The sequence below is a fragment of the Nonomuraea sp. NPDC003560 genome, from assembly GCF_042878785.1.
Classification (GTDB): Bacteria; Actinomycetota; Actinomycetes; order Streptosporangiales; family Streptosporangiaceae; genus Nonomuraea.
The window spans coordinates 262,390-277,422 of record NZ_JBIAOF010000006.1; the positions used below are offsets into that span (position 1 = coordinate 262,390).

Annotated in this window: 13 protein-coding genes; 7 read left to right on the top strand and 6 right to left on the bottom strand. The window is 74.5% G+C overall.

The window, feature by feature from the left end; all coding sequences use genetic code 11:
- Positions 1-2: 2 nt before the first annotated feature.
- The 3 genes from ACFYUV_RS24820 to ACFYUV_RS24830 form a co-directional block, all read right to left on the bottom strand.
- On the bottom strand, positions 3-656 hold the full coding sequence (locus tag ACFYUV_RS24820; protein WP_387671614.1) for a LuxR C-terminal-related transcriptional regulator: 654 nt from the start codon (positions 654-656) through the stop codon (positions 3-5).
- Positions 641-1,972, bottom strand: a complete 1,332-nt coding sequence (locus ACFYUV_RS24825; protein WP_387671615.1) for a sensor histidine kinase — start codon at positions 1,970-1,972, stop codon at positions 641-643. Before ACFYUV_RS24825 ends, ACFYUV_RS24820 begins: the two co-directional genes overlap by 16 nt.
- Before the next feature lie 80 nt (positions 1,973-2,052).
- Positions 2,053-2,940: a LysR family transcriptional regulator gene (locus ACFYUV_RS24830; RefSeq protein ID WP_387671617.1), complete on the bottom strand. Its 888-nt coding sequence runs from the start codon at positions 2,938-2,940 to the stop codon at positions 2,053-2,055.
- A gap of 112 nt (positions 2,941-3,052) precedes the next feature.
- On the opposite strand from ACFYUV_RS24830, the gene ACFYUV_RS24835 reads away from it, so the two are divergent.
- The 6 genes from ACFYUV_RS24835 to ACFYUV_RS24860 all read left to right on the top strand — a co-directional run bounded on the left by ACFYUV_RS24835 (position 3,053) and on the right by ACFYUV_RS24860 (position 9,256).
- On the top strand, positions 3,053-3,931 hold the full coding sequence (locus ACFYUV_RS24835; RefSeq protein WP_387671619.1) for an NAD(P)H-binding protein: 879 nt from the start codon (positions 3,053-3,055) through the stop codon (positions 3,929-3,931).
- A 79-nt stretch (positions 3,932-4,010) separates the two neighbouring features.
- Positions 4,011-4,670, top strand: a complete 660-nt coding sequence (locus ACFYUV_RS24840; RefSeq protein WP_358291469.1) for a helix-turn-helix domain-containing protein — start codon at positions 4,011-4,013, stop codon at positions 4,668-4,670.
- Positions 4,671-4,679: 9 nt separating this feature from the next.
- Positions 4,680-5,882, top strand: coding sequence for a cytochrome P450 (locus tag ACFYUV_RS24845; protein ID WP_387671620.1), 1,203 nt, complete (start codon positions 4,680-4,682; stop codon positions 5,880-5,882).
- Positions 5,883-6,034: 152 nt separating this feature from the next.
- Entirely contained in the window at positions 6,035-6,721 is a 687-nt protein-coding gene (locus tag ACFYUV_RS24850) for a hypothetical protein (protein ID WP_387671622.1), read from the top strand.
- 154 nt (positions 6,722-6,875) lie between these two features.
- Positions 6,876-7,118, top strand: a complete 243-nt coding sequence (locus tag ACFYUV_RS24855) for a hypothetical protein (protein ID WP_387671624.1) — start codon at positions 6,876-6,878, stop codon at positions 7,116-7,118.
- On the top strand, positions 7,118-9,256 hold the full coding sequence (locus ACFYUV_RS24860) for a peptidase domain-containing ABC transporter (RefSeq protein ID WP_387671626.1): 2,139 nt from the start codon (positions 7,118-7,120) through the stop codon (positions 9,254-9,256). Before ACFYUV_RS24855 ends, ACFYUV_RS24860 begins: the two co-directional genes overlap by 1 nt.
- Positions 9,257-9,261: 5 nt before the next feature.
- Here the strand turns inward: ACFYUV_RS24860 and ACFYUV_RS24865 are convergent, their stop codons facing one another.
- From ACFYUV_RS24865 to ACFYUV_RS24875, 3 genes are read right to left on the bottom strand one after another with little or no spacing between them, the layout of a single operon-like run.
- Positions 9,262-11,493 (bottom strand): polysaccharide lyase 8 family protein, encoded by a 2,232-nt coding sequence (locus ACFYUV_RS24865; protein WP_387671628.1) that lies wholly within the window; start codon positions 11,491-11,493, stop codon positions 9,262-9,264.
- Positions 11,494-11,533: 40 nt separating this feature from the next.
- Positions 11,534-12,508 carry a zinc-binding dehydrogenase gene (locus ACFYUV_RS24870; RefSeq protein WP_387671630.1) on the bottom strand — a complete coding sequence of 325 codons (975 nt, stop codon included), beginning with the start codon at positions 12,506-12,508 and terminating at the stop codon, positions 11,534-11,536.
- 60 nt (positions 12,509-12,568) lie between these two features.
- Complete coding sequence (locus tag ACFYUV_RS24875; protein WP_358291456.1) at positions 12,569-13,549, bottom strand: AsnC family transcriptional regulator; 981 nt, start codon at positions 13,547-13,549, stop codon at positions 12,569-12,571.
- Between the two features lie 85 nt (positions 13,550-13,634).
- Here ACFYUV_RS24875 and ACFYUV_RS24880 point away from each other — a divergent pair, with 85 nt between their 5' ends.
- Positions 13,635-15,014: an MFS transporter gene (locus tag ACFYUV_RS24880; protein WP_387671632.1), complete on the top strand. Its 1,380-nt coding sequence runs from the start codon at positions 13,635-13,637 to the stop codon at positions 15,012-15,014.
- Positions 15,015-15,033 lie beyond the last annotated feature (19 nt).

Here is a 15,033-nt window from a genome sequence, read left to right on the forward strand (position 1 = left end):
CGCTAGGGGGCGGTGGCGCCCAGGTAGGTGAGGACGGCGCGCACCCGGCGGTTGGTGTCGTCGTCGGCGGCGAGGCCGAGCTTGGCGAAGATCGTGGTCGTGTACTTGCTGATGGCGCCTTCGCTGAGGAACAACCGGGCCGCGATCGCCGCGTTCGACAGGCCCTCGGCCATCAGTTCGAGCACCGAGCGTTCGCGTTCGGTGAGGGTGGCGAGGGGGTCGGCGTGGGCGGGGCGGCCGAGCAGCTTGGCGACCACCGTCGGGTCAAGCGCCGTGCCGCCGTCGGCGACGCGGGCGAGCGCGTCCATGAACTGGCCGGCGTCGAGTACGCGGTCCTTGAGCTGGTAGCCGACGCCGCCCTGGCCGTCGGCCAGCAGTTCGCGGGCGTAGAGCTGCTCCACGTGCTGGGAGAGGATCAGCACGGGCAGGCCCGGCACCTCGCGGCGGGCGGCGAGCGCGGCCTGGAGCCCCTCGTCGGAGAAGGTCGGCGGCAGCCGCACGTCCACGACGGCCACGTCGGGACGGTGGCCGACCAGCGCTTCGAGCGCCGCGGGGCCGGAGTCGACGGCCGCGACGACGGTGTGCCCGTACGCCTGGACGAGACGGACGAGCCCGTCGCGGAGCAGGAAGAGATCCTCGGCTATGACAATTCGCACGGCACCGCCACTGAGACGCGGGTGGGACCCCCGAGAGGGCTGTCGATGTCCAGACGGCCGCCGAAAGCGGCCATCCGGCGTCTGACGCCGTCCAGCCCGGAGCCGGCGGACGCGCTCGCCCCGCCGGCGCCGTCGTCGGTGACGGTCGCGGTGAGGGTCCGCGCCTGCGGCTGGTAGCCGAGCTCGACGGTCGCCCGGGTGGCGCGGGCGTGTTTGGCCACGTTCGCCAGCAGCTCGGCGACGGCGAAGTAGACCGCGGACTCGACCGGACGCTCGGGCCGCGCGGGCACGGAACTGCGTACGGCGACCTCGACGGGCGCGTCCAGCGCCAGGGCCCGGACGGCGTCGACCAGGCCGCGCTCGGTGAGCACCGGCGGGTTGATGCCGCGCACCAGCGAGCGCAGCTCGGCCAGCGCCGCGATCGACGAGGCGCGGGCGTCGGCCAGGATGGCGCGGGCGGCGGCGGGGTCGGTCTCCAGGAGATGTTCCGCGGCCTGCATCGACATGCCCATGCCGACCAGCCGCGCCTGGGCCCCGTCGTGCAGGCCGCGCTCGATGCGTTCGAGCTCGGCGGCCTGGGTCTGGGTCAGGTCGGCGCGGACGGCCTCCAGCTCCGCCACCCGCCGGCCGAGCCGCGAGTCCGGGATCGGGCCGAGGAAGCGGCCGGCCAGGGGGCCGAGGACGCGCCAGGCGAACGGCGCGGCGGCCAGTCCGGCGACGATCAGTGCCAGGCCGAGGCCGCGGAAGTCCGGGACGAGCGTCAGGTAGCCGCCGCCGGCCAGGCCGACCAGCGGCAGGGCGGCGACCGGCAGCACGGTCAGCCCGGCGAGCACGCACCACAGCCCGTCCCAGTGCAACTGGGGGTCGTGGAAGCGGGCGTTCATCCGGGCGCGGCGGCGGGCCTCCCGTTCGGACTTGTGGTACTCCTCGCCGTCCCACCAGTGGCCGGTGGCCATGCGGGTGACCGGCGAGGGGGTGCGGTAGGCGACCTCGATGCGCAGGCCGAGCCAGCGCGCGGCGAGCCGGCGGGCGGCCTGGCTGAAGGTGCGGCTGGTCAGCGGGTGCACGACCCAGAGGGCGACGGCGATCCACAGGATCACCACCAGCGTCTCGCCCAGCAGCGCCAGGGCCACGACGAACGGGGGCGCGGTCAGGTTCGCCGACCAGGAGTAGGCCAGCTCGGCGCCGAAGTGGCCGACGACGACGCCGACGACCGGCATCAGGCAGGTCAGCAGGACCAGGACGGCCGAGCGGCAGAGCCCGAGCACGATCTCGGCGCCCCAGCGCAGGGGCCCGCCCCTCGCGGGCGGTCTCACCTGCCAGCGTCCTTCGGCACGGCGCCAATTGTGCCAGGCTGCCCTTTTCGGCAAGGGCCGGGCCCCTCCCCGGTATCCCGCTACGCCCCCGTACGAAGGGGGCCCAGACCCACCGCGACGCCGACGGCGGCGCGGACGAACGCGGCCACCGCCGGCGAGCGGGACCCCTGCGGCCACCCCACGGCCAGCTCGGACGGCGACAGGTCGGCGACCTCCCGGTAGGCGATGCCCGGCCGGGGGTGCCGCCGCGCCACCGAGACGGGGACGAACCAGACGGCGCTCCCCAGTTCCACCAGGTTGCAGACCTGGGCCAGGTCCAGGCCGGTGCGGCGCGGCGGGTGGCCGGGGAGGGGTTCGGCGCCGTCCCGCTCGGCGGGGGTGCCGTCGGGCAGCGGCCGGCCGGCCAGGTCGGCCATGGCGAGGACGGGCCGGGCGGCCAGCGGGTCGGCGGCCGGCAGCGCGACCAGCCGGGGCTCGCTCAGCAGCGGCTCGGTGTCGAGGTCGCGGTCGTCGAAGGGGGTGGTCAGCAGCGCGACGTCGGCCCGGCCGTCGCGCAGGGCGGGGGCCTGCTCGTTGCGCCCGCCCAGCAGCAGCTCGACCGGGAGCGCGCCCTCCTCGTCGCGGTAGGCCGCGAGGATCCGCGGCAGCAGCCCGGCGTCGTAGTCGGCCTTGAGCGCCACCCGGAGCCCCGGCTCGGGACGGGCCGCGTGCCGGACCCGGCGGGCCGCCGCGGCGACCGCGTCGAGGGCGGCCCGGGCGTCGCGCAGGAAGACCTCGCCCGGCGGGGTGAGCGCGACCTGCCGCGTGGTGCGCTCCAGCAGGCGCACGCCCAGTCGGCGTTCCAGCTCGCGGATCGCCCGGGACAGCGGGGGCTGCGCCATGCCCAGCCGCTCGGCGGCCCGCCCGAAGTGCAGCTCCTCGGCCACGGCCACGAAGTAGCGGAGCTCGCGGACCTCCAGGTCATTCATATCCGCAGGGTATCAATGGTGATCGGATCGGTCCTTCAGGTTCGCCGCCGCGCTCGGTTGACTGGCCGTGCCCCCCCAGCACGACTGTCACCGATTCCCCCTGGAGTTCTCCTTGATCGTCATCACCACGCCCACCGGCCGGATCGGCCGGCAGGTTCTCGACCTCGTCCTGGCCGCGGACGAGCCGGTCCGCGTCGTCGTGCGGGACCCGGCCCGGCTGCCGGCGGCCGTGCGGGAGCGGGTGGAGGTCGTGCCGGGTTCGCACGGCGACGCCCGCGTCGTCGAGGAGGCGTTCGCGGGCGCCGACGCCGTGTTCTGGGTCGTCCCGCCGAATCCGCGAGTCGCCGGACTCGACGCCGCCTACCTGGACTTCAGCCGTCCGGCCTGCGAGGCGTTCGTGCGCCGCGGGGTGGGCCGGGTGGTCGGGGTCTCGGCCCTGGGCCGCGGCCTGCCGCTGAACGCCGGTCTCGTGACGGCCTCGCTGGCCATGGACGACCTGATCGCCGCCACGGGCGTGCCCTACCGGGCCCTGACAATGCCCTCGTTCATGGACAACCTGCTCGACCAGGCGGCGGTGATCAGGGACCAGGGCGTGTTCTTCTCGCCGGTCCACGGTGACCTGAAGGCCCCCGTCTGCGCCACCCGTGACATCGCGGCGGTGGCCGCCGGGCTGCTGCTCGACCGCGACTGGACCGGGCGGGCCGACGTCCCGGTGCTCGGTCCGGAGGACCTGTCGGGCGAGGACATGGCGCGGATCATGTCGGAGGTGCTGGGACGGCCGGTCGGCCTGCGGCACGTGCCGATGGCGGCGTTCAGGGCCATGCTGGCCGAGCAGGGCTGGTCGGAGGCGATGGCCCAGGGGATGGCCGACATGATGGAGGCCAAGAACCAGGGGCTGGACAACGCCGAGCCGCGTACTCCGCAGGCCACCACGCCCACCGGTTTCCGCCAGTGGTGCGCGGACGAGCTGCGGCCGGCCGTCCTGGGCTGAGCGGCCCCTTGTGCGGGGCTGGGGTGCGGCGTAGCGTGACTGATGACCAGATTTCACATCCAGTCACGAGGTGTGGCGCATGGCGGAGAGGGCGGACCGGATCCTCGACGCCGCGGGCGAGCTGCTCCTGCGTCACGGCTACCGCAGGGTCACCGTCGACGACATCGCGGGCCGCGCCGGGGTCGGCAAGGGCACCATCTACCTGCACTGGCGGACCAAGAACGAGCTGTTCGAGGCGCTGCTGCTGCGGGAGTCCATCGAGGTCGTGGAGGAGTTCGCGGCGCTGCTGCGGCACGACCCCGCCCAGGTGCTGCCGCATCGTTTCTCGCGGGCGGCCTTCGTCTCCATGAGCCGCAGGCCGCTGCTGCGGGCGCTGTTCACCACCGACATCGAGCTGCTGGGCAAGCTGGCCAAGCATCCGCTGCGCAGCCACGACGTCCTCGCGGCCGAGCGGTTCCAGCGGGTGGCCGACCGGTACGGCCTGCTCAGGCCCGACATGCCGCACCCCCGATACACGCTGAGCGCCGCGTCCACGGGTTTCTACCTGCTCGGCGGCATCGACACCGTCGGGACGGAGCTGAGCGTCGAGGAGCAGGCGGACGCGCTCGCCTTCACCGTGCGCCACGCCTTCGAGCCCGCCGTGCAGCCGTCCGCCGAGGTTCTGGAGGCGGCGGCGGCGGAGTACGTCGCAATTCTTGAGGAACTGATCCCGCCCTACCGAAAGTGGATCTACGACTAAGGAGAGGCGATGTCCGACATCGTCGAACGGTACAACATCTCCAAGCAGCACTTCTGGCTGCACGGGCCGCGATCGGGCCCGTCCGTCGAGTACGACGCCGCCGCCGGGATGTACAACGTCCACGGCTACCAGGAGGTGCACGACGTGCTCGCCGACCCCGTCACGTTCTCCTCCGACACCATGCGGCTGATCCCCAAGGGGCTGCTGCCGGAGGGCGAGGACTTCTCGATGAAGGGGTTCATCACCCAGATCGACCCGCCGGAGCACGGCAAACTGCGCAAGCTGGTCAGCAGCGCGTTCACCCGCAAGGTCGTCGCGGACCTCGAACCGCGCATCGCCCAGCTCACCCACGAACTGCTCGACGCGGCCGACGGCCGCGACCGCCTGGAGCTGGTGGCCGACCTGGCCTATCCGCTCCCCGTCATCGTCATCGCCGAGCTGCTGGGGGTGCCGAGCAGCGACCGCGCCCTGTTCAGGCAGTGGGCCGACGGGCTGTTCCAGCGTGACGCCAAGGTCTCGCTCGCCGAGCCGGTGGAGAGCCAGAGCGCGAACGTGGCGAACACCCTCAAACCATGGCGGGAGATGACGCAGTACCTCGCCGGGCACGCCGCGGAGCGCCGCGCGCGGCCCCGCGCCGACCTGCTCACCAAGCTGGTCGAGGCCGAGGTGGACGGCGAGCGCCTGCCCGACGACCAGGTCGTCAACTTCGCGATACTGCTGCTGCTCGCCGGGCACATCACCACGACGATGCTGCTCGGCAACACGGTCGTGTGCCTGGACGCCTTCCCCGGCCAGCAGGACAAGGTACGGGCCGACCGCTCCACCGTGCCGGCCGTGATCGAGGAGTCGCTGCGGCTGTTCACCCCGTTCGCCGGGCTGGCCCGGTCGACCACCCGCGAGGTCGAGCTGGGCGGGGTGACGATCCCGGCCGACAAGATGGTCATGCTCTGGCTCGGCTCGGCCAACCGGGACCCCAAGCAGTTCCCCGACCCCGACGTCTTCGACGCCGGCCGCGACCCCAACCCGCATCTCGCCTTCGGCCGCGGCATCCACTTCTGCCTGGGCGCTCCGCTGGCCCGGCTGGAAGGGCGGGTGGCGCTGAACATCCTGCTCGACCGGGTCGGCGTCCTGCGCACCGATCCCGGCGACCCGGTGGTCTTCATGCCCACGCCGACCATGACGGGGGTGAACCGGCTTCCGCTCGTGCGGTGACCCGCCGCCGCGCGGAGGGCCGGTTCCCGCCCTCGTCAAGCGCGGGTCCAGGACGCGGCAAAGTGCCGCGCGTCGCCGTGGGCGTCCCGTCCTGTGGGGGCCAAGGTGGCTTGTTCACCTTCGTCGCACCACAAGAGGGGACGATCCTGGCTATGAGCGGCAAGCAGCGGAAGCTGGAGCTGAGCGTGCCGCAGATCGTGGGAAGCGCCCTGGCCGCGGTCACCGCCGCGGTCGCGGCCTCCTACCTCGGGACGGCGGGGACGGTGATCGGCGCCGCGATGATGAGCGTGGCCAGCACCGTCATCGCCGACGTCTACACGCATTACCTCAAACGCACGGGCGACAGGGTGAAGCAGCGCACGGCGGTCGCCCTGCGCCGGAAGAGGCCGCGGTGGGCCAGGGTGGGCGGCGCCGCGGCCCTGGTGTTCACCGTCAGCATGGGCAGCATCGTGATCTACGAGGTCATCGCGGACCGCACGGTGGCCGACCAGGTCGCCGGACGGACCCCGGGCCAGGCCGGCAAGGCCCCCGGCCGCAAGGACCGCCGGGACGGGCGGGCGGCCGGGGAGCCGCGGCACGAACGTCCCGCGACCCGGCCGCCGAGCCCGACGCCGTCACCCGGGCCGTCCACCGGCCCGTCCGCGACGCCCACGCCGTCCGTGCCGGTCACGGTCACGCCGACGCCCACGCCGGGCGGGACGGGCTCGGCCGGCCCGTCCCCCACGGCCACGCCGGACGCCACCCCCTCGGACCCCGTCCCCACCGCCCTGCCCTCGCCGACCGACAGGGACCCGGGCGAGCCGGCCGACCCGAACTTCGGCGACCTCCTCTTCCGCTGACCCGGCTGTCGGGCGGTCGCCGGCGGGCGGTGCGCCGAGCAGTGGATCCCAAGTGGCTTCCAAGTAGGCGTTCCTAGGCTTGCCGCGACTTGAGCGGAGAGGCGGGTGAGCCATGGGGGTGGCGGGTGACGGTTCCAGGCGGGGGGCGCCGGCCTTGAACGATCCGTACGGCAGGACGCGCCCCGCCCCGCGCCACGCGGCGCCCCCCGCGCGGGACCCGCGGGAAGGGCAGGGCATCTACCGGGAGGAGGCGTTGCGGCACCGGGCGATGTCGCGGGTCACCCGGATGCCGCCGGTGATCAGCACCCCGTCGTTCCTCGCGCTGTGGCTGCTGGTGGCCGCGCTCCTCGCCACCGGCCTCCTGCTGACCATGGCCGCGGTGGAGGCGGTCGCCTGATGTTGCGCCGCCTGCCCGTGCTGCTCCAGAACACCGACACCGAGTGCGGCGCGGCCTGCCTGGCCATGGTGCTGTGCCACCACGGGCACCGCACCACGCTCCACCAGGTCGCCGAGCGCCTCCAGGTCGGCAGGGACGGCCTGAGCGCCAAGGCCGTCGTGGACGGCGCCCGCGACCACGGCCTCAAGGCCCGCGCCTTCTCCCTGGCCCCCGAGGATCTGGCCCGCGTGCCGCTCCCCGCCGTCGCGCACTGGGAGTTCAACCACTTCATCGTGGTCGAACGCTGGTCCCCCGACCGCGTGGACGTCATCGACCCCGGGCACGGCCGCCGCAGGCTGACGCCGGAGGAGTTCGGGGCCGGGTTCACCGGCGTGCTGCTGGTGTTCGAGCCGGGCGAGGGGTTCCGGCGCGGCACGACGTCGGCGGCGAGCGCCTGGCGCAGGGAGTTCGTCCGGACGCTGTTCCGGCGGCGCAGGGGGCTGCTCGCGCAGCTCATCGCGGCCTCGTTGCTGCTGCAGGTGCTCGGGCTGGCGCTGCCGATGTTCTCGCAGCTCCTCCTGGACTCCATCGTGCCCAGGCGGGCGGTGGACGTGCTGTCCCTGCTGGGCGTCTCCGTGCTGCTCGCGGGGGCGGCCCAGCTGGTGATCGGGTACCTGCGGGCGGCGCTGCTGGTCGCCGTACGGGCCCGTGCCGACCAGGAACTCACCGAGAGCCTGGTCAGCCATCTGGTGGCGCTGCCGTACCGGTACTTCCAGCAGCGCGGCAAGGGCGACCTGGTGACCAGGGCGGGCAGCGTCTCGACGCTCGGCGACATCCTCACCGGGCAGGTCGTGGCGGCGCTGCTGGACGGCCCGCTGGCCGTGGGCTACCTGGTGCTGGTCTACCTGTGGGACCCGGTGTTCGGGCTGGCGCTGACCGGGCTGGCCGTGCTGCAGACGGTCCTGCTGCTGGCCACGACCAGCCGGATCGCCACGCTCACCCGGCAGGAGCTGACGGCGCTGTCGGCGTCCCAGACCAGCCTGATCCAGACGATCACCGGCATCGAGACGCTGAAGGCGTCGGGCGCCGAGAAGCGGGCCGTGGACCAGTGGTCGTCGCACTTCGCCAGGCAGCTCAACGCGGACGTGCGGGCCGGGCTGACCAGGGGGCTGCTGGAGTCGGCGCTGGCCGCGATCCGGGTGACGGCGCCGCTCGGGCTGCTGTGGCTGGGCGCCTGGCGGGTGCTCGACGGGCAGCTCACGGTGGGCGCGCTGGTGGCGCTGAACGCCATCGCGCTCGGCGCGCTGACCCCGCTCGGCTCGCTGATGACCGGGCTGCAGAGCCTCCAGCAGGCGGGCGCGCACTTCGACCGGCTGTCCGACATCCTGGCCTCGGAGCCGGAGCCGAGCAACGGCATCGAGGTGCTGCGGCTGCGGGGCGCGGTCGAGCTGCGCGGGGTGAGCTTCCGCCACGACCCACGCGCCCCCTGGACCGTGCGCGACGTCTCGGTCTCCATCCGCCCTGGTCAGAAGGTCGCCCTGGTGGGCGCGTCCGGCTCGGGCAAGAGCACGCTGGCCCGGCTGCTGCTCGCGCTGCACACGCCCGTGCTCGGCGAGATCCGTTACGACGGCGTCCCGGCGGCCGAGCTGAACCTGCGCACGCTGCGCCGCCAGTTCGGGGTGGTCACCCAGGATCCGTCCCTGTTCAGCGGCTCGATCAGGGAGAACATCGCGCTGAACGAGCCGGGCGCGTCCCTGGAGCGGGTGGTCGCCGCGGCCCGCCTGGCGGCGCTGCACGACGAGATCATGGACATGCCCATGGGGTACGAGACGATGCTCACCGACGGCGGCGGCCTGTCGGGCGGGCAGCGGCAGCGGCTCGCCCTGGCCCGCGCCGTCCTGTCGCGCCCGAAGGTGCTGCTGCTCGACGAGGCCACCAGCAACCTCGACAGCGCCACGGAGGCGGCCATCGAGGCGAACCTGAGCCGGCTCGTCCAGACCAGGATCGTGATCGCCCACCGGCTCAGCACGGTCAGGGACGCCGACCTGATCCTCGTGATCGACGCGGGCCGGGTGGTGCAACGCGGCACCCACGACGAGCTGACGGCCATCGGCGGCAAGTACGCCGAGCTGGTCGCCGCCCAGGCCGTGCTCTCCTGACCCCGTCACGACAGCCGGACGGTCACCGTCACCGAAGCGCCCTCCAGGTCGGCCGTCGGCCCGAAGGCGAGCCTCAACCGGTCGCCCGTCGCCGCCCCCGTGAGCAGCGGGTGGCCGCGCAGCACGGCGGTGACCGGCCGGTCCCAGGTCACGGTGAGCCCGTCCAGGTCGCGCCGGGGGTCGGCCACGGTGACGGTGGCCGTGCCCGCGGCGTCCTCCCTGACCAGCACGGCGCAGGGCGCGGAGGCGGCGAGCGGGCCGGCGGCGCCCTCGTTCCAGAAGGCGGCCGCGGTGACGCCCAGCGCGTCCACCCGGACGGCCTGCCGCCGCGCGGTGTTGGCGAGCACGCGGGCCCACCCGGGATCGGCGGCCCTGGCGGCCGTGCGCGCGCGGCTCGCGCCCGGCATGAGCGTGTAGACGTAGTCCGCCTGGTCCGGATCGACGCCGTGGTCGAGCCAGAGCGTGACGTAGTCGCGGTCGCCGCGCCGTTCGCGCAGGGTGCGCAGGCCGTCCGGCACCACGTAGCCGCCGTGGCCGTCGAGGTGCGCCCACCCCGCCCGGAGATCGGCGGTCAGGGGGGCGGCGGTCCTGCGGTTGTCCACGATCGTCTCGACCGGCACGCCGTCCGCGGCGCTGATCCCCGCGCCGAGGCAGACCACGGCGTCGTCGAGGAAGAACCACGACTTGAACGCCTCCATCGTGCTGTCGAGGCCGTTCAGGTGCTGGCCGACGACGGCGTACGTGCCGTCCGTGGCGCCGCCGACCCAGCGGCCGGGCGGGCAGGTGTCGCCCCAGGCCGGGCCCGCGCCGTCGGGCAGCCGCCGGGTGGAGACGGTCGTGCCGGGCAGCCGGTAGGGGTCGACGGTCGTCCAGAACGAGTCGGAGTACTGGTCGGCGTGGCCGTCGGCCCACCAGTAGAGCATGCCGGAGCCGGTGTGCCAGCCGCGCGGGTTCTCGCCGTTGCCGTGCTCGTAGTGGCCGATCGTGGCGGAGGCCATGCTGAGCGCGGCGCACCAGCCCGGCCTGCGGTGCACGGCCCGCGCGCTCATCGGGAACAGCCGGTGGCCGACGGGCTCCGGCGCGGCGGGCACGGCGTCGTCGGCCAGGACGGCGGTCAGGCGGGCGTGGAAGGCCGGGCCGGCCTCGTCCTGCATGGGACGGCACGTCTGGCGTACCGCCCAGCCCTTGACCATCGCCTGCCAGCGGGCCCGGTCGGCGGCCGGGGCCACCTCGCCGAGCAGCAGGATCGCGGCGGCCAGCTCGCGGCCCCTGTCGTGGTCGCCGAACGGCTTCCTGCCGATCCCCCTGCCGCGCACCAGGTCCATGCAGAACCCGTCGTGCACGAACGGCGCGAACGACCGCTCCACCATGGCGAACACGGTCGGGTCCACGACCTCCCACGGCGTGCCGCGCAGCACCGCGAACAACGTCGCCAGCCCGGTGAGCAGCGTCACCCCGTAGCCCCCCTGGTACGGCACGGTCGAATGCTGGACGAACGAGCCGTCCCGGTAGAAGCCATCGCCCTCGGCGACCACGCGGAACACCGGGGCGAGCGCCGAGGCCGCCAGCGCCGCCTTGCCGGGGTCGGCCCTGAGCATGGCGCGCAGCACCATCACCACGCACAGGTCCACCCGGTTGGCGGCGGTGCTGGTGCCGCTGTAGTCGCCGAGGCGGCTCTCGGGCACGAAGTGGTCGAGAGCGTCCCGCAGCGCGGCGCCGCGCCGCTCGCCCAGGTGCGGCCCGACCAGCACGGCCGCGTCGAGCAGCGCCCTCGGCACGCCGATCTCCCAGTGCCACCAGTTGCCCGCCGGGTCGGCGCCGGCGGCGTACACGTGGCGGCGGTAGTGGTCGATCCCGGCGGCGACGGCGGCGGCCAGCGTGGCGTCGCCGGTCAGCCCCGTCCCCGGCAGCGCGTACGCGCGGGCCATGGCCAGCAGCCGCCCCGGCGTCGCGGCGAACGACGGGAACGGCTGGTCCGCCCAGAGCGACGTGCCCGTGTACGCCATGGCCGCGCGGTACCGGGCCGCCCGCCGCCCCGTCTCGGCCAGCCGCGTCCGGTACGGCTCCGCGCCCGCGTCGAACCCCGACCCAAGCGTCACCTCGCGCCACTGGCGGCGCAGCCTGACGAAGGAGTCGTCCGGCGTGTGGGCGGGCTCGGACCGGGCGAGCGCCCCCGCCACGGCGGCCACGGCGACCGCGCCCGCCTGGAGGAGGAGTCGCCTGGACGGCCGGTGCACGCCTCGATTATGGCCCCCGCATCCCAGGGCCCGCGGGCGGTCAGACCTCCAGCAGGGTCTTGCCGTTCACCGCGCGGGCCTCGATCGCCGCGTGCGCCTCGGCCGCCCGCTCCAGCGGGAACGTGCGCCCGACGACCGCCTTGAGCCGCCCGGCCGCCGCCTCGGCGAGCGCGTGCACGGCCCGCTCGTTCCCGTCCTGGCCCAGGGCGAACAGCTGCTCCAGGCCGATCACCGTGACGCCCCGGCGGTCGGCCTCCGCCGGATCGACGGTCGTGGCGCTGCCGCTGGACGCGCCGTGCACGGAGAACCGCCCGCCGCGCGCGGTCACCTCGAACGCCTGGCGGCCGAGCTCGCCGCCCACGCCGTCGAAGACCACGTCGGGGCCGTGCCCGCCGGTCGCGTCGAGGACCTCCTGGGTCCAGCCGGGACGCGAGTAGTCGACGGTCGCCTCGGCGCCGAGCCCGGCGACCACCGCCAGCTTGGCCGGGCTGCCCGCCGTCCCGACCACCCGGGCGCCGGCCGCGCGTGCGAGCTGCACGAGCAGGCTGCCGAGCCCGCCGGCCGCGGCCTGGACGAGCACCCGTTCGCCGGGCCGGATCGCGGCGTTCGCGAACAGGCCCACGGCCGTGTTGCCGTCGATGAGCAGCGCCGTGGCGTCGGCCAGCGCGAGCGCGTCCGGCACCTCGATCAGGTCCGCGGCCCTGGCCACGACCAGCTCGGCGTTCCCGCCGCCGAAGCCCGGCGTACGGGTCACCACCCGCCGCCCCACCAGCCCGGCATCGACGTCATCGCCCACCGACAACACGAGCCCGCCGACGCCCGCACCCGGCACGTACGGCGGCTCCGGCAGCGGCGGCCCCGGCGTGATCCCCCGCCTGAGCTGCGTCTCGATGAAATTGATCTCGGCGAAGCGGACCTTCACCACGACCTCGCCCGGCCCGGCCACCGGGTCGGGGAAGGTCCGCGTCTCCAGCACCTCGGGCCCGCCGAACCGCGTCACCTGCACCACTCTCATGACCACTCCTCATCCCGGAAAACGTCCACGGCCAGCGTGCAACCTCAAGACGACTTGAGGTCAACTCGTCAGCCCGGCGCCCGCCCGCTTGATGGTCCTGATGATCGGCGCGGTCTCGATGTGCCGGATGGCGGGCAGCGCGCCCAGGCTGTCGGTGAGGTAGCGGTAGAAGGCGGTGTCGTCGCGGCACACCACGCTGGCCGCGAGGTTCGTCGGGCCCGTGGTCGCCCCGGCGAAGGCGACCTCCGGGTGCTCGGCCAGCGCGCGGCCGGTGGCGTCGAGGTCGGCGGGCGGCACCGACATCCACAGCTGGGCCTCGACCCGGTAGTCCAGGAGCCGGGGCAGCACGTCCATGTCGAAGAACAGGGCGCCGGCCGCGCACAGCTGTTCCATCCGCCGCCGGACCGTGGACTCCGACCAGCCGGTCGCCGCCGCCAGGTCGGCGTGGCCGGTGCGGCCGTCGCGGGACAGCTCGGCCAGCAGCGCGTCGTCGCCGGGGCCGAGCGTCACGTCCTCGCCGGTGTCGCGGGGGGCGTACACGCGGCCGGCCCGCAGGTGGGCGACCTGGTCGGCGGAGAGCGCGGCGAGCCCGGCCCAGCCGATGCGGCCGCCGACGAACATGTGCAGGGTCCGGTGCGCCGACACCGCGAGCACCCGGTTGGTCCTGGCCAGCTTGGTCAGCAGCAGCGGCTCGCGTTCCCGGTCGAGGCGCTGGATGGCGCCGCAGGAGATCTCGGTGCCGCCGGACAGCAGGTGCACCCAGAACGTGTCGGGCCGCCGTCCGAGTGCCTCGGCGATCGAGGCGCCGGCGTCGGGCGTGCAGCGCAGCCGGATGGCCCACGACTGGTGGCCGAGCCGCTGCCGGTCCACCACGCCGACGACCCGGATCCCGCCGCCGGAGCGCAGCCGCCGGTAGCGGCGGGCCACCCGCTGGTCGGACACCCCCAGCACCTCGGCGATCCGGCTGAACGAGGCCCGCCCGTCCACCTGCAACGCGTGCAGCAGCCCGCGGTCGACCTCGTCGAGCGTGACGTTTTCCACCAGATCAGGCTACTGAGCGCGGAAAACCGGCAGAAGAGCCTCGACGGCTAGGGTCATCCCCCGTCCGGGCCGGACCCTTGCCGCCATGAACACGACACTGACCCGTACGAGCTGGTGGCCGCTGGCCGCCGCCTGCCTGGGCGCCTTCATGCTCCTGGTGGACGTGACCATCGTCATGGTGGCCCTGCCCGGCATCACCGCCGACCTGAAGATGTCCTTCACCGACGCCCAATGGCTCCTGGACGGCTACGCCCTGGCCCTGGCCGCGCTGCTGCTGGCGGCCGGCTCGGTCGCCGACCACGCAGGGCGGCGCAAGGTGTACCTGATCGCCCTCTGCGTGTTCGCGCTCGCCTCCCTGGCCTGCGGCCTCGCGCCCACCGGGGGCCTGCTGCTGGCGGCCCGCGTGTTGCAGGGGGCGGGCGGCGCCGCCATGATGGCCACGACGCTGGCCCTGATCAGCGCCACCTACCACGGCCGGGAGCGCGGCATCGCGTTCGGCGTGTGGGGCGGCGTGAACGGGGCCGCCGCGGCGCTCGCCCCCGTGCTGGGCGGGCTGCTCACCGAGCACCTGCACTGGCGGGCCGTCTTCCTGGTGAACCTGCCCATCAGCCTGGCCGCCGCCTGGATGACCTGGCGCACGGTCGGCGAGTCCCGCCTGCCGGGCGGGGGCCGGCTGGACCTGGCCGGGATGGGCACGTTCACCCTGGCGGCGGGCGCGCTCACGTACGGGCTGATCGAGGCCGGGCCGAACGGCTGGACGTCGGCGCGCACGCTGGCGCCGCTCGCCGTGGCGGTGCTCGCGTTCGCCGCGTTCGTGCTGGTGGAGTCGCGCGGCGCGCATCCCATGGTGGACCTGCGGCTGTTCGCGAACAAGGCGTTCAGCGGGATCATGGCGGGCGCCGGGCTGCTCATGCCGGCCGCGTTCGCCTGCCTGGCCTTCACCTCGCTGTGGTTGCAGCAGGCCGGCGGGCTGGGGCTCGGGCCGGTGCAGGCGGGGCTCGCGCTGACGCCCATGGCCGGCACCTCGCTGGTCGTCTCGGTCGCCGCCGCCCGCCTGCTCCCCCGGCTGACGGCGCGCGCCGCGGTCGGCGGCGGGCTGCTGCTGATCGCCGCGGGCGCGCTGCTGCAGGGCATGCTCGACGAGCACTCCACGTGGACGGCGCTCGCGCCGGGCCTGGTGGTGACCGGGATCGGCGTCGGCCTGGCCATCCCGGCCCTGAGCTCGGCCGCCATGGCGCACGTCCCGCCGCACCGGGCCGGGATGGCGGCGGGCGCGGTCAACACCGTCAGACAGCTCGGGTACGCCCTCGGCGTCGCCGCCTTCGGCATCCTGTTCCAGGACGGCATGACCGGGCCGGGTTCGTTCCCCTCGGCGCTGAACGCCGTCTACCTGGCCGCCGCGGTCACCGGGCTGTTCGCCGGGCTGCTGGTGCTGGCCGCCGTCCGGCCGGCGCGGTCAGCGTGAGCAGGGCAGCCGGCGCGGT